This is a genomic window from Methylobacterium sp. 88A, from assembly GCF_000376345.1.
GTDB classification, from domain to species: domain Bacteria; phylum Pseudomonadota; class Alphaproteobacteria; order Rhizobiales; family Beijerinckiaceae; genus Methylobacterium; species Methylobacterium bullatum.
Genome location: NZ_AQVT01000001.1, coordinates 3,545,535 through 3,566,006 on the forward strand (window position 1 = coordinate 3,545,535; position 20,472 = coordinate 3,566,006).

Sequence of the window (20,472 nt, forward strand, 5' to 3'; positions counted from 1 at the left end):
ACCGCCTCTCCAAATCCGATGCGTCTGATGAGCGACCCGATCGACCGGCGGCCCGGCGAAGAGACCGTCACGCTGCCCGCCTCCCACGATGCAGGGCTCTACTTCATCGGCCGTGTCAGGACCCCGTGGGCGACCCGCGCGGAATGCCCCAAGAACGGGCTTCAGACCGACGCCATCTGCACGCTGGAGGTCGATGCCACCTTCGCCCCCGGCTTGCAGAACGTGGAGGGGGCGAGCCACCTCATCGTGCTTTACTGGATGGACCGGGCCGCCCGGGACATCGTGCGCCAGAGGCCGCGCCATGCGGAGGGCAGCCGGGGCACGTTCTCCCTGCGCTCGCCGGCGCGCCCGAACCCCATCGCGCTCTCGGTGGTGGAACTCCTCGGCATCGACGGAGCGACCCTGAGCGTCCGGGGGCTCGACTGCCTCGACGGCACGCCGCTCCTCGACATCAAGCCCTATTACGCCACGACGGATTCGCGGCCGGGCGCCACCGTCGACAGGGCCGGCACGGCGAAGACATCGGAGGTATCGAAGACATCGGACGTGCCGGGAGCAACCCGATGAAGGCCCTGCGTCTGGGCATTGCCGGGCTGGCCGTCCTCGGTGTGGGCTTCACCGTCGGATGGGTCGAGAAGCCCTCGCGTCTCAACGCCCGGCTCTACGCCACGGACCGGCTGCCTTCGATCCAGGCCCATCTCGACGATGCACCGAACGGCTACATCCTCCTCGCCGGCGATTCGCAGGCCGAGTTGCAGAGCCCGGCCCAGCGGGTCTGCGGCACGGAGATCGTCAATGGCGGCATCAGCGGCGCATCGGCTTCGGTCTATGCCGATCTCGTGGCCAAGCTGTCGGTGAAGACCCGCGCCCGCGCGGTGGTGGTCTTCATCGGAACCAACGACCTGCAGCGGAAGAAGGAGCCGTTGTCCGACAGGACCGCCCAGGGCTTCGACGACGCGGTGGAGCGGATCGTGAAGCAGCTGCAGGCCGGCAGCGACCGTGTCGTGGTCGCCGCCGTTCCGCCCATCTCCCGTTCGGTGGAAAAGCGCCTCGAACCGGCGGCGGTCGTCGCGTACTCCGCGCGGATCGAGGCTCTGTGCCGGCGCCTCTCCTGCCGGTACGTGGACCCCTACGCGGATCTGCGCGACGGCGACACCGGGTTCGCCCTGCCCGGCGCCTTGCGCGACGCTCTGCACATCACCGATTATCGCCGCGTCATGCGGGCATTGGAGCCCGTACTCTGCGCCGCAGCGCCCTGATCAGGCCTCGGCGTGATGGCCAGCCGCCGGGGCCGTCGATGCGCCGCCCGCGGGGCGGTCCCCCTTCGGAGCCTTGATGCGGTACCAGCCGACATAGAGCGCGGGCAGGAAGAACAGGGTCAGGAAGGTGGCGGCGATGATGCCGCCGATCATGGCGTAGGCCATCGGCCCCCAGAAGACCTCCCGCGCGATGGGGATCAGGGCGAGGCTCGCCGCGCCGGCCGTGAGCAGGATCGGCCGCATCCGGTGGCAGGTCGCCTCCACCACCGCGTCCCACGGGGCGTAGCCCTCGCGGTCGTACTCGTCGATCTGCATCACCAGGATCACCGAGTTGCGGATGATGATCCCGATGAGCGCCAGCACGCCGAGGATGGCGACGAAGCCCAGCGGCTTGCCGAAGGGCAGCAGGATCGCCACCACGCCGATGAGGCCGAGGGGCGCCACGCTCGCCACCAGGAACAGCTTCTGGAAGCTCTGGAGCTGGATCATCAGGAACATCGCCATGGCGAGCAGCATCACCGGCGCCACCGCCGCGATGGGTCCGCTGCCCTTGGCGCTCTCCTCCACCGCACCGCCGACCGCGAGGGTGTAGCCGTCCGGCAAGGTCTTCTCGAACGCCTTGATGGCCGGATCGAGGGCGTTGACGATGGTGGGCGCCTGGGTGTCGTCGACGATCGCCGCCCGCACCGTGATGGTGGGCAGGCGGTCGCGGCGCCAGACGATGGGCTGTTCGAGTTCGTAGCTCACCGTGGCGAAGGCCAGCAGGGGCACGACGCTCCCGTTCGACAGCGGCACCTGCAGGCTTTGCAGCGTCTCGACGGACTTACGTTCCGCCGCCTGGGCGCGGCCGACCACGTCCACGAGGTAGATCGAATCACGCACCTGCGTGATCGAGCGACCGCCGACGATGCCGTTGAGGAGCCCGGCGATATCCTCCGAGGTGACGCCGAGCTGGCGCGCCTTGTCCTGGATGATGTCGACCTTCAGCACCTTGCCGGGCTCGTTCCAATCGAGGTTCGGCAGGCCGACATTCGGGCTCGAGGCGACGATGTTGCTGAGCTGGAGCGCGAGGCCGCGCACCTTCTGGAGATCGGGTCCGCTCAGCCGGTACTGGATCGGCCGGCCCACCGGGGGGCCGAGGTCGAGGGAGTGGACGAAGACGTCGGTGCCGACGAATTCCTTGGCCGCCAGCGCCTCGAATTTCTGGATCATCTTATCGCGGGCCTCGAGCGACGAGGTCACCACGATGATCTGGCCGAAGAACGCGTTGCCGAGCTGCTGGTCCAGCGGAAGATAGAAGCGCACCGCGCCCTGCCCGACATAGGAGCTCCAGCGCAGGATCTCGGGATCGCCCTTCAGCGTCGCCTCGAACCGGTCCATCTGGGCCTTGGTCTCGGCGATGCTGGCATTCTGCGGCAAGGTCATGTCCACGAGGATCTCGGGACGGTCGGAGGCCGGGAAGAACTGCTGCTGCACGAACTGGATGCCGTAGAGCGACAGGCCGAGCAGGCCGACGCAGAAGGCCACGGTGATCCAGCGGAACCGCATGGCCGGCAGCAGCAACCCGCGGAAGGTGCGGAGCAGGAAGCTCGGCTTGTCGTGGTGCTTCTTGATGGTCTTCGGCAGGAGCTTCACGCCGATGAGCGGCGCGAACAGCACGGCCACGACCCACGAAATCAGGAGAGAGGCCGCGATGACCACGAACAGGCTGTAGGTGTATTCGCCGGCCGCCGAGCCGTTGAAGCCGATGGGCAGGAAGCCCGCCACCGTGACGAGGGTGCCGGTGAGCATCGGGAAGGCGGTGGAGGTGTAGGCGAAGGTCGCCGCCTTCTTCAGGGTGTCGCCCACCTCGAGCCGTGCGACCATCATCTCGACGGTGATCATGGCGTCGTCGACGAGGAGGCCGAGCGAGATGATGAGGGCGCCGAGCGAGATGCGCTGAAGCGTGACGCCCATCACCTGCATCACCACGAAGACCACGGCGAGGACGAGGGGAATCGAGAACGAGACCACGAGGCCCGCGCGCCAGCCGAGGCTGATGAAGCTGACGCCCAGCACGATGACCACGGCCTCGATCAGGGCCTTGGTGAAGCCGCCCACCGCCTCCTCGACGATCTTCGGCTGATCCGAGACGAGGTGGATGCCGACGCCATAAGGCAGCTCGCCTTCGAGCTTCTTCATCCGCGCCTTGAGGTCGTGGCCGAAGGTCAGCAGGTTGCCCGAGGGCTGCATGGCGATGGCGAGGCCGATCGCCGGCTGGCCGTCGAACCGGAACAGGGCGGTGGGCGGATCGGTGAAGCCGCGCGAGATCTCGGCCACATCGGAGAGGCGGAAGAAGCGGTCGTTCACCCGCAGGTTGATGGTCCTCAGGCTGTCCTCGGAAACGAACTGGCCGCCGACCCGCACGGAGACGCGCTCGGGGCCGGCCTGGATCACGCCGGAGGGGGCGATGGCGTTCTGTGCCTGCAGGGTCGCGATGACGGCGGCCTGGTCGACGCCGAGGCCGGCGAGCTTGCGGGTGGAGAAGTCGAGGTAGATGACCTCGTCCTGCGCGCCGAGGAGCTGCATCTTACCGGCATTGTTGACCTTCTTCAGGTCGGCCCGCACCCGCTCCACGTAGTCGCGCAATTGGCGCATCGAGACACCGTCGGCGGTGAACGCATAGACGTTGCCGAAGACGTCACCGAACTCATCGTTGAAGAACGGCCCCTGGATCCCCTGCGGGAAGGTGCTGCCGATATCGCCGATGCGCTTGCGCACCTGATAGAAGATGCCCGGAATCGTCTTCGGCGGCGTCGTCTCGCGCAACTGGACGAAGACCGTGGTCTGGCCGGGCGTGGTGTAGCTGCGGCTGAAATCGACGGCGTCGATCTGCTGCAATTCCTTCTCGATCCGCTCGGTGACCTGATCCAGCGTGTCGCTGATCGTGGCGCCGGGCCAGCGCGCCTGCACGATCATGGTCTTGATGGCGAAGGGCGGGTCTTCCTCGCGGCCGAGCTTCTCGTAGGCGAGGAAGCCCGCCAGCATCGAGATCAGCATCAGGAACCAGACGAAGGAGCGATGCTCGAGCGCCCATTCGGACAGGTTGAAGTTCTTCACGGGCGGCTCTCGCGTGAGGCTGTTCGGGTCGGCGCGGCTCTAAACCCAGCGCGGGGCGGCAGCTATTGCGGCTTGTCGGACAGGCGGACGCGCTGGCCTTCGCCGAGACTGCGTGCGCCCGCGAGGACGACACGGTCCCCCGGTTTCAGTCCCTCGGTGACGGACACGCGCTGGTCGTTTCGTTCCGCCAGGGTGACGTCGCGGCGGGACACGGAATCCCCGGCCTCGTTCACGATCCAGACCGCGCTTCGACCATCGGCCTCGAACACCGCCGTCGCCGGCAGCTGGAACCGCGCTTTCATGTGGCGCGAGAGCCCGACCGTGATGGTGGAGCCGAGGCGGAACGCCTCCGGCGGGTTGAGCAGCGTCATCCGAATGCGCCGGGTGCGGGTCTTCTGGTCGGCGAAGGGCGAGATCTCGCGGACTTTGCCCGTCGCCGTCACGTCGGGGGCGCTCTGGAGCGCCACGGTGAAGACCGCATCCTTCGGCATGGCGCCGACCAGATCCTCGGGGATGTCGACCACGGCCTCGCGCTCCTCGGGCCGGGCCAGGGTCGCCACCGCCTGCCCCGCCGAGAGCACTTGCCCCACTTCCGCGCTGCGAACGGTGACGACGCCGTCGAAATCCGCATGCAGCTCGGTATAGCCCATCTGGTCGCGGGCCTTCTGCAGGTTGGCCTGGGCCTGGGCGAGACGGGCCTGGGCGGTGTCGCGGCTCGCCACGGCGCTGTCGAGCCGTGCCTGGCTGACATTGCCGTTGGCGATCAACCGCCGCTGGCGCAACTCCGTGGCGCTGGCATTCTCCGCCTGCGCCGTGGCATCGGCGAGCTCCGCCTCGGCGCGGGTGAGAGCGAAGCGGGTGACGATGGGGTCGAGTGCGGCGATGCGCTGGCCCTTCTTGACGACGTCCCCCATCGTCACGTCGCGGGCGATCATACGGCCCGCGATCTGAAACCCGATCTCCGATTGATATCGGGGGGCCACGAACCCGGCGAAGGGCCCGAACACGATGGTGTCGACGGGCTTGGCCTCCGTATAGAGCACGGGCCGCACCGGCGGCGGTCCGGCCTCTTCCTCCGCGCCATGGCAGGCGCCGAGGCCGGACAGGGCCACCCCGATCAGGGCGAGGCGGATGCCGGAGCGGATCATCGGGCGATCTCCTCGGCGACGGCGACGGACTGGCCCGGCCGGAGGAACTGGATGCCGGCGACGACCACCTCCTCGCCCGGCTCGACACCGCCGGACAGGGCGATGGTGTTGGGCGAATACCGGTCGATGGTCACGTTGCGCGGGGCGACCTTGCCGCTGGCCGGATCACGCACCCACACGGCGGGGCCGTTCTCCCAGCGGTAGAGCGAGGACCAGGGCAGGACGATGGCCGTCTGCGGCCTGAACTTGCCGGTGCCGATGACGATGGCCCCGAGGGACATGGCGGCGGGCGTGTCCTTCAGGCCGACCTTGACCCGCACGGTGCCGGAGGCGGCGTCCACGCTCGGCGAGATTTCCCGCACCGTGCCGACGGTCCGCACCTTCGGGTCCGCCTGGAGGGTGATCTCCACCTGCTTGCTCTCGGGCGGGGTCGCCAGCACCGCCTCGAACACGTTGAACACCGCGTCGCGCGGCCCGTCCTCCGCCATGGTGAGGACGGTCTGGCCCGCCTGGACCACCTGGCCCACCTCGAAGCTGCGGCTGAGCACGATGCCGTCCACGCCCGCCTTCAGGTCGGTGTAGGAGAACTGCTCCTGGGCGGTGCCCAGGGCCGCCTTGGCGGATTCCACCGAGGCCTGGGTCGTGCGGAGCTGCTGCTCGGCGTCGTCATAGCTCGGCCGCGTGGTGTATCCGCTGGAGAGCAGCATCTCCTGGCGCTTGAAATTGACCTTGGCCTGGGTCAGCAGCGCCTCGGCGGAGGTCAGCGCGGCCTGCGCGTTGTTGAGGTTGGCCCGCTGCTCCTGCGGATCGAGCCTGGCCAGAACCTGGTCGGCGGTGACGTGATCGCCCACTTCCACCAGACGCACGGCGATCTTGCCGTTGTTGCGGAAGGCGACGTTCACCTGCGACTGGGCCTGGATGTCGCCGGTGAAGACGAGATCGGCCGCGATGGTGCTGCGCTCGGCCTTCGCCGTGCGGACCGTGGCGAGGCTCTTTTTCGAAGGCGTCGGGCCGGGTTGGGCGGTTTCGTCCTTCGCCTGCGCCGGGAAGCAGGCCAGGGCGGCGAAGCCAAGGCAGGCCACCGTCCGGGCGCCTCGGTACCGTCGAATGGACATGGTCGGACCAGACACTGTGACCCCATCCCGCAAAAGCTCTATCGAAGCGCCTGTCTATCGGTTATCTTACCGACCGTCCAGACGGTTTTTAGGGTGTGAACATGGCGAAGCCGCGCACACGGCGGGAGGATCGGCCGAGCGTCATCCTCGATGCGGCCGAAAGCCTGATCCGTCGCGCGGGCACGCGCACCCTGACCATCGACGCGGTGGCGGCGGAGGCGGGCTTAAGCAAGGGCGGGGTCCTCCACCATTTCTCCTCGAAGGAAGCGCTCATCACGGCCATGGCCGAGCGCAAGCTGAAGGAGGTCAAGGAGGGCATTGCCAAGCTCGAAGCGGAGCAGGTGCCGGGCCCCTCGGCCCTCCCCCTCGCGCTGATCGCCCATGCGAGGCAGGTCTATGCGGAGGAAGAGGGGTTCCCGCGGGCCTTCCTCCTGGCCTCGGCGGAGAATCCCGAGGCCTTCGCCGGATTCAACGCCTTCCTCAGCGAGCGGCTCGCCGCCCTGGAAAAGATCGAGACCTGTCCGGGAATCGGTGCGGCATTGGTTTTCTCGACGCTGGGGCTGCTGATCTCCCGGACGCTGGGCTTCCATTCCATGGAGGGCGCGCAGTTGGAGCGGCTCTTCGACGGTCTCGAAAAGGTGGCACGCTGCGTGACCGAAGGCGAGATCCCGCCGGAAGCGTGCGGGACGCCCTGAGCGGCTTCACGCGAGGGCGGCCATGGCCTGGAAGACGAGGGCGTGGCGGGCGGCCAGGGCGTCGATATCGGTGGCATAGCCGCCGCCGATCACCGCCACGAGGGGAATGCGGCGCCGGCGCGCTTCTCCCACGACGAAGCGATCCCGTGCGGCGAGGCCCGCATCGGTGAGGGCCAAGCGCCCGAGCCTGTCGTCCACGTGCGGATCGACCCCGGCATTGTAGAACACGATGTCCGGCGAGAGCCCGTCGAGGAGGCCCGGCAGATGCGCGCCGAGGACGGCGGCGTAGGCCGCGTCGTCGACGCCATCGACGAGGCCCACATCAAGGTCGCCGGGGATCTTGCGCGTCGGATAGTTCTTCTCGGCATGGATCGAGAAGGTGTACAGATCCGGCGAGCCGGCGAGGCAATCGGCGGTGCCGTCGCCCTGATGCACGTCGCAATCCACTACCAGCGCCCGGCGGATCGTGCCCTCGTCCTGGAGCGCCAGGGCGGCGACCGCGACGTCGTTGAACACGCAGAAGCCCGCGCCGGTCTCCCGCCGCGCATGGTGGCTGCCGCCGGCGGCGCTGCCGGCGAGGCCATGGACCAGCGCGAGCCGCGCCGCCGCGAGGGTGCCGCCCGCGGAGGCACAGGAGCGGGCGACGACGCTCTCGTCCACCGGAAGGCCGATCTCGCGCTCGACCTCCCGCGAGACCGAACAGGACAGGACCGCATCGACGTAATTCGAGCGGTGCGCGCGCTTCAGGAGGGCCGCGTCGGCCGGTTCGGGTCTGACGAAACCGGCGGGAGCGAGCCCGAGCGCCGTGAGCGTTTCGGCGAGGCGACCGTATTTCCGCATCGGGAACCGGTGCCCGTCCGGCAGGACGGCCTGATAGGCGGGGTGGACGACGATGGGTGGAATCATGTCGCCTCGGCGATCTGCCACGTCTCGGTCACACCGGCCCCTTCCCTGCGACGAGGAGCCGATCGACTCCGCATTGCTGTCATACGACTGAAACAGCCTGCCTGTTACGGCCTCGGGCAGGGGCTGGTTCCGTCAGGCGGCGGATGCCCGGAGGGAGCACGGCATGATCGGCAGCATCGAGACCGGCGCGATCGTCGCGCTCTCGCTCTGTGCCGCGCTGACCCTGGTCAATTGTCTCAGCATCGCCATCGCCGCATGGCGCATCGGCCGCAACCGCGGCACGCCGAGCTTTCCCAGCGCCGCGCCGATCTCCCTCGTGCGCCCGGTCTGCGGTCTCGAAGCGTTCAGCGAGGAGATGCTGGAGCGCGGCTTCCATCTCGCCCACCCGGATTACGAGCTGATCTTCTGCGTCGCCGATGGCCGCGATCCCATCGTCCCGCTCTTGCACCGCCTGATGGCGGCCCATCCGGCGGTGCCGGCGCGGCTCATCGTCGGCGACGAGCGGATCAGCGACAATCCCAAACTCAACAATTGCGTGCGCGGCTGGGAGGCGGCCCGCCACGACTGGGTGGTGCTCGCCGATTCCAACGTCCTGATGCCGCCGGACTACCTGCAGCGGCTGCAAGCCTCGTGGCGGCCGGATACGGGCCTCGTCTGCTCCACGCCCATCGGCGCAAGGCCGCACGGCTTCTTCGCCGAACTGGAATGCGCCTTCCTCAATACGCTCCAGGCGCGTTGGCAATATACCGGCGAGAGCCTCGGCCTCGGCTTTGCTCAGGGCAAGAGCATGCTCTGGCACAAGCCGTTCCTCGATGGGCGGGGCGGCATCCGGGCGCTCGCCGCCGAGATCGCCGAGGATGCGGCGGCGACCAAGCTCGTGCGCGCGGCGGGCAAGCGGGTGCATCTCGTGGCCGCGCCCTTCGACCAGCCCCTCGGATTTCGGACGTTCCGCGAGGTCTGGTCGCGGCAGGTGCGCTGGGCGCGCCTGCGCCGGGTGACATTCCCGCATTTCTTCGCGCCCGAGATCGGCTCGGGCGCGGTGCTTCCCTTCGCCATCGCGGCTCTCGCGGTCCCGGACGCTCCGGTCCTGATCGGCGTCGTCGCCATGGCCATGCTCTGGTACGGGGCCGAATACGCGCTCGCCGCCCGCGCCGGGTGGCACCGCTCTCCCCGGCTCCTCCTTGCCTTCCTCCTGCGCGACGCGATCCTCCCCGTCATGTGGGCGAGCGCCTGGATGCAGAGCGCCATCGTCTGGCGCGGCAACGCCATGGACATCCGCCCCAAGGAGACGCCCCGCCTGCGCACCCGCGCCACGGCGGCGTGAGGCCGGATACGGGCTTCACACGCCCTATTTCTCTTGCGGCAAAACTCTTGCTTGGCCATTCCCGACGGCAGCCTTCGCCGATGACGGGAACCCACCATGCAAAGCGAATCCACCGGCCTGCATAAGGGCCTGAACGCCTTCCATCTCTGGGGCATCGCCGTCGGCCTCGTGATCTCGGGCGAGTATTTCGGCTGGAGCTATGGCTGGGCCAGCGCCGGAACCCTCGGCTTCCTGGTGACGACGACCTTCATCGCCGCGATGTACGTCGCCTTCATCTTCAGCTTCACCGAGCTCACCACGGCCATCCCGCAGGCCGGCGGCCCCTTCGCCTATAGCCGGCGCGCCTTCGGACCCATCGGCGGCTGCATCGCCGGCTATGCGACGTTGATCGAATTCGTCTTCGCGCCCCCCGCCATAGCGCTGGCCATCGGGGCCTATCTCAACGTCCAGTTTCCGGGGCTCGACCCGAAACACGCGGCTTTGGGCGCCTACCTGATCTTCATGACCCTCAACATCGTCGGCGTGCAGATCGCCGCCACGTTCGAACTGTTCGTGACCATCCTGGCGGTGGCCGAATTGCTGGTCTTCATGGGCGTCGTCGCCCCGGCCTTCAGCTTCTCCAATTTCGCCGCCCATGGCTGGGCCGGTGAATCCACATTCAGCCTCGCCGCAATCGGCGGCATGTTCGCGGCCATTCCGTTCGCCATCTGGTTCTTCCTCGCCATCGAGGGCGTCGCCATGGCGGCGGAAGAGGCCAAGGACCCCAAGCGCACGATCCCCATCGCCTACATCACGGGCGTCCTGACGCTCACCGTCCTCGCCTTCGGCGTGATGATCTTCGCCGGCGGCTCGGGTGACTGGCGCACCCTTAGCAACCTCAACGACCCGCTGCCCCAGGCGATGAAGACGGTGGTGGGCGAGTCGAGCGGCTGGCTGCACATGCTGGTCTGGCTCGGCCTGTTCGGCCTCGTGGCGTCGTTCCACGGCATCATCATGGGCTATTCGCGCCAGATCTTCGCCCTCGGCCGCGCCGGCTACCTGCCCGGTTTCCTCGCCAAGGTGCACCCCCGCTTCCAGACCCCGCACGTGGCGACGGTGGCCGGCGGACTCGTCGGCATCGCCGCCATCTACAGCGACAACCTCATCGAGATCGCGGGCCAGTCCCTCACCGCGAGCATCGTCACCATGGCGGTGTTCGGCGCGCTGGTGATGTACGGGATGAGCATGGCGGCCCTGTTCAAGCTGCGCCGCAGCGAGCCCGACCTCGCCCGTCCCTACCGGGCGCCGTTCTTCCCCGTCGCCCCCGCCTTCGCTCTGGCCATGGCCGGCATCTGCTTCATCGCCCTGGTCGTCTTCAATCCGATGATCTTCGCGATCTTCCTGGCCGTGATGGTGGTCGCGGTCGCCGCCTCGCATTTCCTGGCAAGGCCGGTGGCGGCTGCTCCCGCCGCGACGCTCGATCCGGTCATCTGAGGAGCTAATCGAGACGTTTTTCCAAGACTTTACCTCATCCTGAGGCGCCGCGTAGCGGCCTCGAAGGAGCCTTCCAGGGATCACTTTGGTTTCTGGAGGGCTCCTTCGAGGCCCTTTGCTCCAGCAAAGGGCACCTCAGGATGAGGCGGTCTGCTTGGACGATCGCCTTTGGCGGATGATCGACGTCGACATGAGTATTCGCTCAGAAATCCAATCAAGTAGGATCTGAGGGCATAGGGCTCGCATCGATCCCCTCTCTTGGCCATAAGGCGGCGATGAAGATTGGAATCATTGAGGCGGGCGCACCGCCCGCTCGCCTGGCCGAATCCTACCCGTCCTACGGCCGCATGGTGGAGAGGCTCCTCGGCGACCCTGCCGAGGTGACGATCCTCCCGGTGGCGGAGGGGCGGTTTCCCACCTCTCCCGAGGCGTTCGATGCGTTCGTCGTGACGGGATCGGCGGCGGGCGTCTATGACGACCTGCCGTGGATCGCGCCGCTCAAGAGCTTCCTGCGCGAGGTCGACGGGCGTGCCAAGCTCGTCGGGCTCTGCTTCGGACACCAGATCCTGGCGGCGGCCTTCGGCGGCACGGTGGAGAAATCGGCCAAGGGCTGGGGCATCGGCCTCCACACCTATGACGTCTTCGAACGCGCGGAATGGATGGACGAGGCGCGCCGCGTCTCGGTCCCGGCGATCCATCAGGATCAGGTCGTCGTTCCTCCGGCGGATGCCCGCATCCTCGGCGGCAACGCCTTCACGCCCTACGGCATCCTGTCCTACCCCGAACGACGGGCGATCTCGTTCCAGGTCCATCCGGAATTCGAGACCGATTACGCCACGGATCTGATTGCCGGGCACCAGCCCACGCTGCCCCACGACGAGGCGTTTCAGGCAGCCGCCGTCGCCTCGCTGCGCGGCGAGAGCGATGCTCACCGCGTCGGCGGCTGGATCCGCCGTTTCCTGCAATCGAGATAGGGGTTGCCCGCCTCTGGCTCACGGGCCGCGTCGCAGGGTCGATTGGTGCGGGCGGTCGGAATCGAACCGACACTCTGTCACCAGAACCGGATTTTGAGTCCGGCGCGTCTACCAGTTCCACCACGCCCGCAACATCCGCCTCATGGCACAGGATCGCCCGGACGGCCAGAGGGGTTTTGCGGGGAAACCTCGCCGCTACGGTTCCGGCTCGCAAGTCCGGCCGGGTTGTGCTCAAAGGGCCTCGCGCCCTCCCCTTTCGGATAGAAGCCCTTCATGATCCGCCGCCTCTACGAGTGGATACTCGCGCTCGCGGGCAAGCCGTCGGCCCCCTACGCACTCGGTGCGGTGGCGTTCGCGGAGAGCTCGTTCTTTCCGGTCCCGCCCGACGTGATGCTGGTGCCGATGGCGGTGAGCCGGCCCGACAAGGTCTGGTTCTACGCGACGATCACCACCCTGTCCTCGGTGGCCGGCGGGCTGCTCGGCTACGCCATCGGCGCCCTGCTCTACGATTCCATCGGGGTCTGGCTGTTCTCGCTCTATGGGCTGAACGAGAAGGCGGCGAGCTTCCAGGCCTCCTACGCCCAGTACGGGCATTGGGTGATCCTGCTGAAGGGGCTCACGCCGATCCCGTTCAAGCTGGTGACGATCACCTCGGGCTTCGCCCATTACGACCTGTTCTGGTTCGTCCTGCTCTCGCTCATCACCCGCGGGGCGCGCTTCTTCCTGCTCGCTGGGCTTCTGAAGCGCTACGGCGTATCCATTCGCGCCGTCCTCGACCGGCATCTGAATGTCGTCGCGGCCATCACGGTGGCCGTCGTCATCCTCGGCTTCGTCCTGTTCAAGGTGCTGCTGTGATCGATTACTCCACCCTTCTCCGCCTTCGCCGGGCTGCGCTGGCGGTCCTGATCGGCTCCGCACTGGCGATCGCGGGCGCCTTCTATTTTCAGTGGGTCCTCGGCTACGTGCCGTGCAAGCTCTGCCTGACGGAGCGCCTGCCCTATTACGCGGCGATCCCGCTGGCCCTCCTGGCCCTTTTCACGCCCGAGCGCCTGACCCGGCTGATCCTCGGGATCGCCGCCCTCGGGCTGCTCTACGGGGCCGGCCTCAGCGTCTATCACGCGGGCGCCGAATGGGCGTTCTGGGCCGGCCCGTCCGATTGCGGCGGCGGCAGCGGCGCCAATCCCAGCGATGTCGGCGACTTCCTCGATACCCTGAAGGCGACGCGGGTCGCCGATTGCTCCACCGCCGCCTGGCGTTTCCTCGGCATCTCGCTCGCCGGCTGGAATGCGGCGATCGCCTTCGTCCTGGCCTCCATCGCCGGAACGGCGGCCCTCAAGCGGTGACGAGACGGGGCCGACCTCTCAGTTGAGGTCGCCCGGCAGTGCGGGGAGCGGCGCCACGTCGATTCCCTCCTCCACCAGCGCGCGCGCCTCGGCGGGACTCGCTTCGCCGTAGATCGGCCGGGACTCGGCCTCGCCGTAATGCATGCGGCGGGCTTCCTCGGGGAAACGGGGGCCGACATTGTCGGCCGTCCGGGTCACATGCTCGCGCATGGCACGCATCAACGCGCGCAACTGCCGCTCCGGCTCTGCCATCACCGGCACGTCCGCCGAAGGCACGGCAACGGGCGCGCTCGCAGCGGGTTCGACAGTCAGGCGGCTTCGGTCAGGCGCCAATGCGACGGTCTTCGCCAGAGCCGGCGCCATCATGGCCTTCGCGACCTTGGTCGAGCCGCAGGCCAGACAGGCCACGAGACCGTCCGCCGCCTGAGCGTCGTAGGAATCGCTCGAGCGAAACCAGCCCTCGAAATCGTGTCCGTTCTCGCAGACGAGCGTGTAGCGGATCATGGGCGGGATCGGACCGGACGCATGCTCACCCGGCCCGCCCGATACGCTCGACCGTGAAGGGGCGCGCGTGTTTGAGGGTGGGGATCCGCCCTCTCGCCTCGGTGACGCGGGCGAGGTCGATCTCGGCCAGGATCACGCCGGGCTCGGCACCGCCGGCATCCGCCAGCACCTTGCCCCAGGGATCGACGATGATCGAATGGCCGTAGGTCTCGCGGCCGTCCTCGTGGCGACCGCCCTGGGCGGCCGAGATCATGAACGATCCGGTCTCGATGGCGCGGGCACGGTGGAGCACATGCCAATGCGCCTCGCCCGTCTGCTTGGTGAAACAGGCCGGCGCGCTGAGGATGGTCGCTCCGGCTTCCGCCAGAGCCCGGTACAGGGCGGGGAAACGCAGATCGTAGCAGATCGCGATTCCGAGGGGCGCCCAGGGCGTCTCGGCGACGACGGCACAGGCGCCGCCGGTATAGGTGTTGGATTCGCGCCAGCGCTCGCCGTTGGGAAGGTCCACGTCGTAAAGGTGGAGCTTGTCGTAGGACGCGGTAATCGCGCCTTCCGCATCGATGAGGAAGGCGCGGTTCGCGATCTTGTCGCCGTTCCGCACAGCCAGCGAGCCGATATGGACGACGATGCCGCGCTCGCGGGCCACATCGCGCAGGGCGGCGAGGGTCATGTCCTCGTCCTGCTCGCGCACATTGGCGAACAGGCTGGCTTTGTCCCGCTCCACCAGGGAGGTCATTTCCGGTGTCTGGACGTAGTCCGCCCCCTGGGACGCCGCCTCTCGCACAAGGGCGACGGCGGCATCGCGGTTGGCGAGTGGATCGCGCCCGGACCGCATCTGGACGCAGGCCGCGACGAAGCGGGGCTCCGTCTTGCTCTGTTCCGTCGATGACGCGTCGCTCATGATTGCACTGCCGGCGCCGACAGGAGCGGGTCGAGCTTTCCCGACCGGTCGAGGGCATAGAGGTCGTCGCAACCACCCACATGCGCCTCGCCGATGAAGATCTGCGGCACGCTGGTCCGGCCGCCGGCACGCTGGGTCATGGCGAGGCGCGAGCCCGCGATCTTCTCGACGTCGATCTCGGTGAAGGAAGCGCCCTTCTCCCGCAGCAAGGTCTTGGCGGCGGTGCAATAAGGGCACCAGGCTGTCGTGTAGATGGTCACCGGAGGCATGGTTTGCTGACGTCCCGCTTCGCTCCCCTCAGCATATAGGGGAACGGCGGTCACCTTCCTACCGACAAGACACCGTCCTGTTACAAAGCCGTCGTCGGGCCGGGGATCACGTCCCGACTCAGGCGGCCAGCAGCTTCTCGACCTCATTGACGAGATCGCGCAGGTGGAAAGGCTTGGACAGGACCTTCGCGTCCTTCGGAGCCTTCGAATCGGGGTTGAGGGCCACCGCCGCGAAACCCGTGATGAACATCACCTTGATGTCCGGATCGAGTTCGGTGGCGCGGCGGGCCAGTTCGATCCCGTCCATTTCCGGCATCACGATATCGGTGAGGAGCAGCTCGAAAGGCTCCTCCCGCAGGCGGTTATAGGCCGACAGGCCGTTATCGAACGACAGCACGTCATAGCCGGCATTCTGCAACGCCTTGGCCAGGAACCGGCGCATGTCGTTGTCGTCTTCGGCCAGGAGGATCTTCATCTGTCGGTGTCCCGCACCCGTGAGTCGCTGAGTTCATTTCATAAAGCGCAGACTTGGTAAACAAGGTGTTGAGATTGGTGGCCGGGCCACGTGCACAGGGGCACACCGTTCGTTTCGTGACAGGTGGTGTCACAGTGGACACGCTCCTTCGCGCACCGCAAAGTGCGGTCATGCGTTTCCCCATCAGCCCCTGGGCGCCCACGCCGCGATGACCGAGCCGAGCCTTCGCCGGGATGCAGCGAATCCAGGAGATTTCGCGCCACCCTTCGCCATCGACGAGCCGAGGGAGCACACGCTTCCGTTCGTGTTCAACACGCCTCATTCCGGTGCGGTCTACCCGAAGGCCTTCCTGGCGGCGTCACGCCTCGACCCGTTGGCGCTCCGGCGCTCGGAGGACGCCTATGTCGACAGGCTGTTCGCGCCGGTGGTCGATCTCGGTGCGCCGCTGATGCGCGCGAACTTCCCGCGGGCCTATCTCGACGTGAATCGCGAGCCCTACGAACTCGACCCACGCATGTTCGACGGGCGCCTCCCGCCCTTCGCTAACACCCGGTCCATGCGGGTGGCCGGCGGCCTCGGCACGGTGCCGAGGGTGGTCGCCGACGGCCAGGAAATCTACCGCGGCCGGTTTCCCGTCGAGGAGGCGGTCGCGCGGATCGAGGAACTCTACAAGCCGTATCACCGCACCCTGCGCGGTCTCGTTCAGCGCACGGCCCGCGTGTTCGGCCACGCCATCCTCATCGATTGCCACTCGATGCCGTCATCGAGCCTGCTGCGCGAGGAGGATTCGAAGGCCGATTTCGTTCTGGGCGACAGGTTCGGAACGAGCTGCACCCCGGCCCTGATCGCGGCGTTCGAACATCATTTGCACGCGCGCGGCTTCCGCACCCTGCGCAACAAGCCCTATGCGGGTGGCTTCATCACCGAGCATTACGGCGAGCCGAATATCGGCCGTCACGCGCTCCAGATCGAGATCAATCGCGGTCTCTACATGAACGAGGCCACCCTCGCGGTCACGCAGGGCTTCGCCGATCTGGTCTGGATGCTGCGCGAGGTGGTGAAGGCGGTCGCCGAGGAGATGGACAGCCTCACGCCGCGCAGAATGGCGGCCGAATAGGCCCGGGCCTTCTGCCCCCGTCCATCGAGGGTTCGAGCGCGCCTGAACGGCTGAACTGAGCCCGACCCCACCGAAAAATGGATCGCCCAAGAAAAAAGGCCGCTCCGAAGAGCGGCCCGAAGTCTAGGGAGGAAACGCCCAAGAAGGGCTGCGGGACCGCGACGCCATCGCGATCTCGCAATGCACAAAGTAAAGTGCGCCGCACAAAACGCAAGAGTGTTTCGCCGTCGAAAGGCTGCACACCGCGCATGCCCCGCCCGCGTCCGCTGCACCATACGGCGCAGCTTGCAGGTCTCCTCCGTTTTCCCTCACGATTCGCTGAGCAGACGGGCAATTTCGGCTTTCAGCGGCTCGGCCAGATCCTTGCGCTCGAGCGCGTAGGCGATGTTCGCGGTGAGGAAGCCGAGCTTGGAGCCGGTATCGTAGGTACGGCCCTCATAGCGCATGCCGAAGAATGACTGCTTCTCGGCCAGTTTGATCATGGCGTCGGTGAGTTGGATCTCGCCGCCGGCCCCCTTCTCGCCATGCTCCAGGATCGAGAAGATCTCCGGCTGGAGGATGTAACGCCCGGAAATGATGAAATTCGACGGGGCGGTGCCCTGTTTGGGCTTCTCGATCATGCCGTTGATCTCGAAGGTCTGCCCGTAGGTCTCGCCGACGCCGACGATGCCGTACTGGTGCGTCTCTTCGGGCTTCACCTCTTCCACCGCGATGACGTTGCCGCCATGGCGCTCGTAGGCCGAGAGCATCTGCTGCATGCAGCCCTTGCTCAGCATGTCGGGCAGCAGCACCGCGAAGGGCTCGTCGCCGACGATCTCGCGGGCGCACCAGACCGCGTGGCCAAGGCCGAGGGGGGCCTGCTGGCGGGTGAAGCTCGTCTGCCCGGCGGCCGGGAGATCACGCTTCAACTCCTCGTAGATCGCTTCCTTGCCGCGCTCCTGCAGCATGCGGTCCAGTTCGAAGGCGATGTCGAAATGGTCCTCGATCACGGCCTTGCCGCGGCCGGTGACGAAGATGAAATGCTCGATTCCGGCCTCGCGCGCCTCGTCCACCACATGCTGGACGACCGGCCGGTCGACCACGGTGAGCATTTCCTTCGGGACGGCCTTGGTGGCGGGCAGGAAGCGGGTACCCAACCCTGCGACAGGCAGGACGGCTTTACGAATCGGTTTCATCAAGCGGGACCCGGTCTCTTAAAATGCGGTGGGAACAACCCGGAGGCGGAGGACGATAGCACGTTGTCGCGATCTCGCGAGCAAGAACAAACCCATTTCCACGCCCAACTCAGCCTAACGCGCCGCATGATCACACGGAGAGTTTAAGGTATATCTTCCGCGAAGTCGGCGGGAATGGAAGTGGGGCCATGGCGATTCTGGTGACGGGCGGCGCGGGATATATTGGCAGCCACATGGTTTTGGCGCTGCTGGATGCCGGCCATGAGGACGTCGTCGTCATCGATGATCTGTCCACCGGTTTCGACTGGGTGCTCCCCCCCGAAGTGACCCTCGTGGTGGGTGACGTGGCGGATCAGGCCCTGGTGAAGCGGGTCATCGCCGAGCACGGAATCGACGTGCTGGCGCATTTCGCCGCCAAGATCGTGGTGCCGGAATCGGTGGCGGACCCGCTCGGCTACTATCTCGCGAACACGGTCAAGACCCGGGCGCTCATCGAGGCCGCCGTCGCGGGTGGGGTGAAGCACGTCATCTTCTCCTCCACCGCCGCCGTCTACGGCGAGCCCGAGATTGTCCCGGTACCGGAGAACCTCGTCGCCGCGCCGATCAACCCCTACGGCCGCTCGAAACTGATGAGCGAGTGGATGATCGCCGACGCGGCCAAGGCCCACGGCTTCAGCTACGTCATCCTGCGCTATTTCAACGTCGCCGGGGCCGATCCGCGCGGGCGCAGCGGCCAATCCGCAAGCGACGCCACCCACCTCATCAAGGTGGCCACTCAGGCGGCACTCGGCCGGCGCACTCATCTCGACGTATTCGGCACGGATTACCCCACCCCCGACGGCTCGTGCCTGCGCGACTACATCCAGGTGTCCGACCTCGCCGATGCCCATTGCGTGGCGATCGCGCATCTGCGCTCGGGCGGCGAGAGCAAGACGCTCAATTGCGGCTACGGGCGCGGCTATTCGGTCCTCCAGGTGATCGAGGTGGTGAAGCGCATGTCGGGCCGCGACTTCGAGGTGAGGCTGGCGCCGCGCAGGCCCGGCGACCCGGCGCAGATCGTGGCGAAGGCCGACCGGATCCGCGGCGAATTGGGATGGCGCCCGCGCCATGACGACCTCGATGGGATCGTGGCCCAGGCCCTCGCCTGGGAAGAGTCGCTGGCCCGGCGCAACCGCCTATGACAACGCTCCTTCGCGCCGCCCTCGCCCTCTGCGTCCTGTTGGCGACAGAGGCCGGAGCACGGGATGCCGTCCGCGCACCGGCGAAGGCCGCCAAACCGGACACGGCGGCCAACGCGTCGTTCCGTAGCTTCATCGATGCCCTGCGGCCCGATGCGGAGGCACGTGGGGTCAGCGCGGCGACCTTCGATGCGGCCTTTCGTGGAGTCTCCTCCCCCGACCCCGGCATTCTCGCCAAAACCACCGCTCAAGGGGAGTTCGGACGCCCCGTCTGGGACTATCTCGTCGGTGCGGTGTCGACCGGGCGGATCGCCAAGGGGCGATCCCAGGCGGCGCGTCTCTCCGGCACCCTGTCGGCGATCGAAGCGCGCACGGGCGTGCCCCGCTGGATCGTCCTCGCATTCTGGGGGGTCGAGTCGGATTTCGGGGCGAGCGGCGGGACCGTCCCGACCATCCGCGCCCTGGCGACCCTGGCCCAGGCGCGCTTTCGCGGGACGCTGTTTCGCGACGAACTCCTCGACGCCCTGACCATCCTTCAGCGCGGCGACATCGCGCCAGAGGCGATGAAGGGATCATGGGCCGGCGCCATGGGCCAGACCCAGTTCCTTCCGTCGACCTTCCTCAAACATGCGGTGGATTTCGACGGAGATGGCCACCGCGACATCTGGCGCTCCGAGGCCGATGCCCTCGCCTCCATCGCCGGTTATCTTCAAACGCTCGGCTGGAACCGCGACCTGTCGTGGGGCTACGCCGTGACGCTTCCCGGCGGTTTCGACCTGACGAAGTATCGCGCGGACCTGTCGGATTTCGCGAAGCGCGGCGTTCGCAGGATCGATGGCGTGTCCCTGCCGGCATCGGGAGCGGCGAGCCTGTTCCTGCCCGGCGGTTCGGGCGGCCCGGTCTTCCTGATCACCGACAATTTCGAGGTCATCCGGGGCTACAACACCTCGGATTCCTACGCGCTCGCCGTCGGGCACCTCGCCGACCGTCTTGCCGGCGGGCCGGCCTTGGCGGCCCCCTGGCCGACAGGCGCGGCTCGCCTCGACAAGGCGGGCCTGCAGGCACTGCAGAAGGGCCTCGCTGCCCGCAACCTCTATACCGGCGACGCCGACGGCCGCGCTGGACCGAAGCTGCGCGAAGCGGTCCGCCAGTATCAGATCAAGGAAAGTCTCGTGGCCGACGGCTATGCCACGCCCGCTCTCCTCGAACACATCACGGCGCGCCCGTGACTCCTGTCATACGAAGCGTCTTTCTATTCAAGGGGGATACCGGCGACGGGGGACATGGCAAGGTGGCTCGAATTGAGTTTGCCTCGACGATCCAATACCTTACCTCATCCTGAGGCGCCGCGAAGCGGCCTCGAAGGAGCCCTCCAGGGATCGCATCGGTCTCTGGAACCCTCCTTCGAGGCCCTTCGCCGAGGCGAAGGGCACCTCAGGATGAGGTGGTCGGATCGGAAGACCCGATCGATCCCGATCATCCGCTGAAAGGTTCGATCGAACGCCCGCTTAGACGCG

20 protein-coding genes and 1 tRNA gene are annotated in these 20,472 nt (G+C 67.3%); 11 read left to right on the forward strand and 10 right to left on the reverse strand.

All coding sequences use genetic code 11. The features are described from left to right. The first annotated feature begins 27 nt into the window (after positions 1–27). Positions 28–567: a tRNA (N6-threonylcarbamoyladenosine(37)-N6)-methyltransferase TrmO gene (gene tsaA, locus A3OM_RS24245; RefSeq protein WP_018044965.1), complete on the forward strand. Its 540-nt coding sequence runs from the start codon at positions 28–30 to the stop codon at positions 565–567. Beyond that, entirely contained in the window at positions 564–1,259 is a 696-nt protein-coding gene (locus tag A3OM_RS0116970) for a GDSL-type esterase/lipase family protein (RefSeq protein ID WP_018044966.1), read from the forward strand. The genes tsaA and A3OM_RS0116970 overlap by 4 nt, the downstream gene beginning before the upstream one ends. Here A3OM_RS0116970 and A3OM_RS0116975 read toward each other — a convergent pair whose 3' ends face one another. The 3 genes from A3OM_RS0116975 to A3OM_RS0116985 form a co-directional block, all read right to left on the reverse strand. Then, the gene (locus A3OM_RS0116975) at positions 1,260–4,358 is read right to left on the reverse strand and encodes an efflux RND transporter permease subunit (protein ID WP_018044967.1); all 3,099 of its coding nucleotides are present in this window, start codon (positions 4,356–4,358) and stop codon (positions 1,260–1,262) included. A 62-nt stretch (positions 4,359–4,420) separates the two neighbouring features. After that, positions 4,421–5,506 (reverse strand): efflux RND transporter periplasmic adaptor subunit, encoded by a 1,086-nt coding sequence (locus A3OM_RS0116980; RefSeq protein ID WP_018044968.1) that lies wholly within the window; start codon positions 5,504–5,506, stop codon positions 4,421–4,423. Next, positions 5,503–6,621, reverse strand: a complete 1,119-nt coding sequence (locus A3OM_RS0116985; RefSeq protein WP_043764364.1) for an efflux RND transporter periplasmic adaptor subunit — start codon at positions 6,619–6,621, stop codon at positions 5,503–5,505. The genes A3OM_RS0116980 and A3OM_RS0116985 overlap by 4 nt, the downstream gene beginning before the upstream one ends. A gap of 101 nt (positions 6,622–6,722) precedes the next feature. Between A3OM_RS0116985 and A3OM_RS0116990 the strand changes: the two genes are divergently transcribed. Beyond that, the gene (locus A3OM_RS0116990; protein ID WP_018044970.1) at positions 6,723–7,316 is read left to right on the forward strand and encodes a TetR/AcrR family transcriptional regulator; all 594 of its coding nucleotides are present in this window, start codon (positions 6,723–6,725) and stop codon (positions 7,314–7,316) included. A 6-nt stretch (positions 7,317–7,322) separates the two neighbouring features. On the opposite strand, the gene A3OM_RS0116995 is transcribed toward A3OM_RS0116990, so the two are convergent. Next, complete coding sequence (locus A3OM_RS0116995) at positions 7,323–8,222, reverse strand: histone deacetylase (protein ID WP_018044971.1); 900 nt, start codon at positions 8,220–8,222, stop codon at positions 7,323–7,325. A 163-nt stretch (positions 8,223–8,385) separates the two neighbouring features. Here A3OM_RS0116995 and A3OM_RS0117000 point away from each other — a divergent pair, with 163 nt between their 5' ends. From A3OM_RS0117000 to A3OM_RS0117010, 3 genes are all read left to right on the forward strand, one after another. After that, positions 8,386–9,546 (forward strand): ceramide glucosyltransferase, encoded by a 1,161-nt coding sequence (locus A3OM_RS0117000; RefSeq protein WP_018044972.1) that lies wholly within the window; start codon positions 8,386–8,388, stop codon positions 9,544–9,546. Between the two features lie 96 nt (positions 9,547–9,642). Beyond that, the gene (gene eat, locus A3OM_RS0117005; RefSeq protein ID WP_018044973.1) at positions 9,643–11,019 is read left to right on the forward strand and encodes an ethanolamine permease; all 1,377 of its coding nucleotides are present in this window, start codon (positions 9,643–9,645) and stop codon (positions 11,017–11,019) included. Positions 11,020–11,294: 275 nt separating this feature from the next. Beyond that, positions 11,295–11,993, forward strand: coding sequence for a GMP synthase (locus A3OM_RS0117010; RefSeq protein WP_018044974.1), 699 nt, complete (start codon positions 11,295–11,297; stop codon positions 11,991–11,993). A 43-nt stretch (positions 11,994–12,036) separates the two neighbouring features. Here the strand turns inward: A3OM_RS0117010 and A3OM_RS0117015 are convergent. Next, positions 12,037–12,123, reverse strand: a tRNA-Leu gene (locus A3OM_RS0117015). 143 nt (positions 12,124–12,266) lie between these two features. Here A3OM_RS0117015 and A3OM_RS0117020 point away from each other — a divergent pair. After that, complete coding sequence (locus A3OM_RS0117020; RefSeq protein ID WP_018044975.1) at positions 12,267–12,848, forward strand: YqaA family protein; 582 nt, start codon at positions 12,267–12,269, stop codon at positions 12,846–12,848. Continuing rightward, complete coding sequence (locus A3OM_RS0117025) at positions 12,845–13,336, forward strand: disulfide bond formation protein B (RefSeq protein ID WP_018044976.1); 492 nt, start codon at positions 12,845–12,847, stop codon at positions 13,334–13,336. The genes A3OM_RS0117020 and A3OM_RS0117025 overlap by 4 nt, the downstream gene beginning before the upstream one ends. Positions 13,337–13,354: 18 nt before the next feature. On the opposite strand, the gene A3OM_RS0117030 is transcribed toward A3OM_RS0117025, so the two are convergent. The 4 genes from A3OM_RS0117030 to A3OM_RS0117045 all read right to left on the reverse strand — a co-directional run bounded on the left by A3OM_RS0117030 (position 13,355) and on the right by A3OM_RS0117045 (position 15,485). Beyond that, on the reverse strand, positions 13,355–13,840 hold the full coding sequence (locus A3OM_RS0117030; RefSeq protein ID WP_018044977.1) for a DUF1178 family protein: 486 nt from the start codon (positions 13,838–13,840) through the stop codon (positions 13,355–13,357). Positions 13,841–13,865: 25 nt separating this feature from the next. Beyond that, positions 13,866–14,741, reverse strand: coding sequence for a carbon-nitrogen hydrolase family protein (locus A3OM_RS0117035; RefSeq protein ID WP_018044978.1), 876 nt, complete (start codon positions 14,739–14,741; stop codon positions 13,866–13,868). Further along, entirely contained in the window at positions 14,738–15,010 is a 273-nt protein-coding gene (gene grxC / locus A3OM_RS0117040) for a glutaredoxin 3 (protein ID WP_018044979.1), read from the reverse strand. Before grxC ends, A3OM_RS0117035 begins: the two co-directional genes overlap by 4 nt. Positions 15,011–15,128: 118 nt before the next feature. Beyond that, the gene (locus A3OM_RS0117045; RefSeq protein WP_003603128.1) at positions 15,129–15,485 is read right to left on the reverse strand and encodes a response regulator; all 357 of its coding nucleotides are present in this window, start codon (positions 15,483–15,485) and stop codon (positions 15,129–15,131) included. Positions 15,486–15,693: 208 nt separating this feature from the next. On the opposite strand from A3OM_RS0117045, the gene A3OM_RS0117050 reads away from it, so the two are divergent. Next, positions 15,694–16,602, forward strand: a complete 909-nt coding sequence (locus A3OM_RS0117050; RefSeq protein WP_018044980.1) for an N-formylglutamate amidohydrolase — start codon at positions 15,694–15,696, stop codon at positions 16,600–16,602. Between the two features lie 308 nt (positions 16,603–16,910). Here A3OM_RS0117050 and galU read toward each other — a convergent pair whose 3' ends face one another. After that, entirely contained in the window at positions 16,911–17,777 is an 867-nt protein-coding gene (gene galU, locus A3OM_RS0117055; protein ID WP_026176136.1) for a UTP--glucose-1-phosphate uridylyltransferase GalU, read from the reverse strand. A gap of 188 nt (positions 17,778–17,965) precedes the next feature. Between galU and galE the strand changes: the two genes are divergently transcribed. Both galE and A3OM_RS0117065 read left to right on the forward strand, forming a co-directional pair. After that, entirely contained in the window at positions 17,966–18,958 is a 993-nt protein-coding gene (gene galE / locus A3OM_RS0117060; RefSeq protein WP_018044982.1) for a UDP-glucose 4-epimerase GalE, read from the forward strand. Next, positions 18,955–20,184 (forward strand): lytic murein transglycosylase, encoded by a 1,230-nt coding sequence (locus A3OM_RS0117065; protein ID WP_018044983.1) that lies wholly within the window; start codon positions 18,955–18,957, stop codon positions 20,182–20,184. Before galE ends, A3OM_RS0117065 begins: the two co-directional genes overlap by 4 nt. Positions 20,185–20,472 lie beyond the last annotated feature (288 nt).

Coding starts and splice junctions, on each gene's coding strand:
- A3OM_RS0117010 (WP_018044974.1), top strand. CDS start 11,295: ATGAAGATTGGAATCATTGAGGCGGGCGCACCGCCCGCTCGCCTGGCC.
- galE (WP_018044982.1), top strand. CDS start 17,966: ATGGCGATTCTGGTGACGGGCGGCGCGGGATATATTGGCAGCCACATG.
- A3OM_RS0116980 (WP_018044968.1), bottom strand. CDS start 5,506: ATGATCCGCTCCGGCATCCGCCTCGCCCTGATCGGGGTGGCCCTGTCC.
- A3OM_RS0116995 (WP_018044971.1), bottom strand. CDS start 8,222: ATGATTCCACCCATCGTCGTCCACCCCGCCTATCAGGCCGTCCTGCCG.
- A3OM_RS0117065 (WP_018044983.1), top strand. CDS start 18,955: ATGACAACGCTCCTTCGCGCCGCCCTCGCCCTCTGCGTCCTGTTGGCG.
- A3OM_RS0116970 (WP_018044966.1), top strand. CDS start 564: ATGAAGGCCCTGCGTCTGGGCATTGCCGGGCTGGCCGTCCTCGGTGTG.
- grxC (WP_018044979.1), bottom strand. CDS start 15,010: ATGCCTCCGGTGACCATCTACACGACAGCCTGGTGCCCTTATTGCACC.
- A3OM_RS0117045 (WP_003603128.1), bottom strand. CDS start 15,485: ATGAAGATCCTCCTGGCCGAAGACGACAACGACATGCGCCGGTTCCTG.
- A3OM_RS0117050 (WP_018044980.1), top strand. CDS start 15,694: ATGACCGAGCCGAGCCTTCGCCGGGATGCAGCGAATCCAGGAGATTTC.
- A3OM_RS0116990 (WP_018044970.1), top strand. CDS start 6,723: ATGGCGAAGCCGCGCACACGGCGGGAGGATCGGCCGAGCGTCATCCTC.
- A3OM_RS0117030 (WP_018044977.1), bottom strand. CDS start 13,840: ATGATCCGCTACACGCTCGTCTGCGAGAACGGACACGATTTCGAGGGC.
- A3OM_RS0117020 (WP_018044975.1), top strand. CDS start 12,267: ATGATCCGCCGCCTCTACGAGTGGATACTCGCGCTCGCGGGCAAGCCG.
- A3OM_RS0117000 (WP_018044972.1), top strand. CDS start 8,386: ATGATCGGCAGCATCGAGACCGGCGCGATCGTCGCGCTCTCGCTCTGT.
- A3OM_RS0117035 (WP_018044978.1), bottom strand. CDS start 14,741: ATGAGCGACGCGTCATCGACGGAACAGAGCAAGACGGAGCCCCGCTTC.
- eat (WP_018044973.1), top strand. CDS start 9,643: ATGCAAAGCGAATCCACCGGCCTGCATAAGGGCCTGAACGCCTTCCAT.
- galU (WP_026176136.1), bottom strand. CDS start 17,777: ATGAAACCGATTCGTAAAGCCGTCCTGCCTGTCGCAGGGTTGGGTACC.
- A3OM_RS0116985 (WP_043764364.1), bottom strand. CDS start 6,621: ATGTCCATTCGACGGTACCGAGGCGCCCGGACGGTGGCCTGCCTTGGC.
- tsaA (WP_018044965.1), top strand. CDS start 28: ATGAGCGACCCGATCGACCGGCGGCCCGGCGAAGAGACCGTCACGCTG.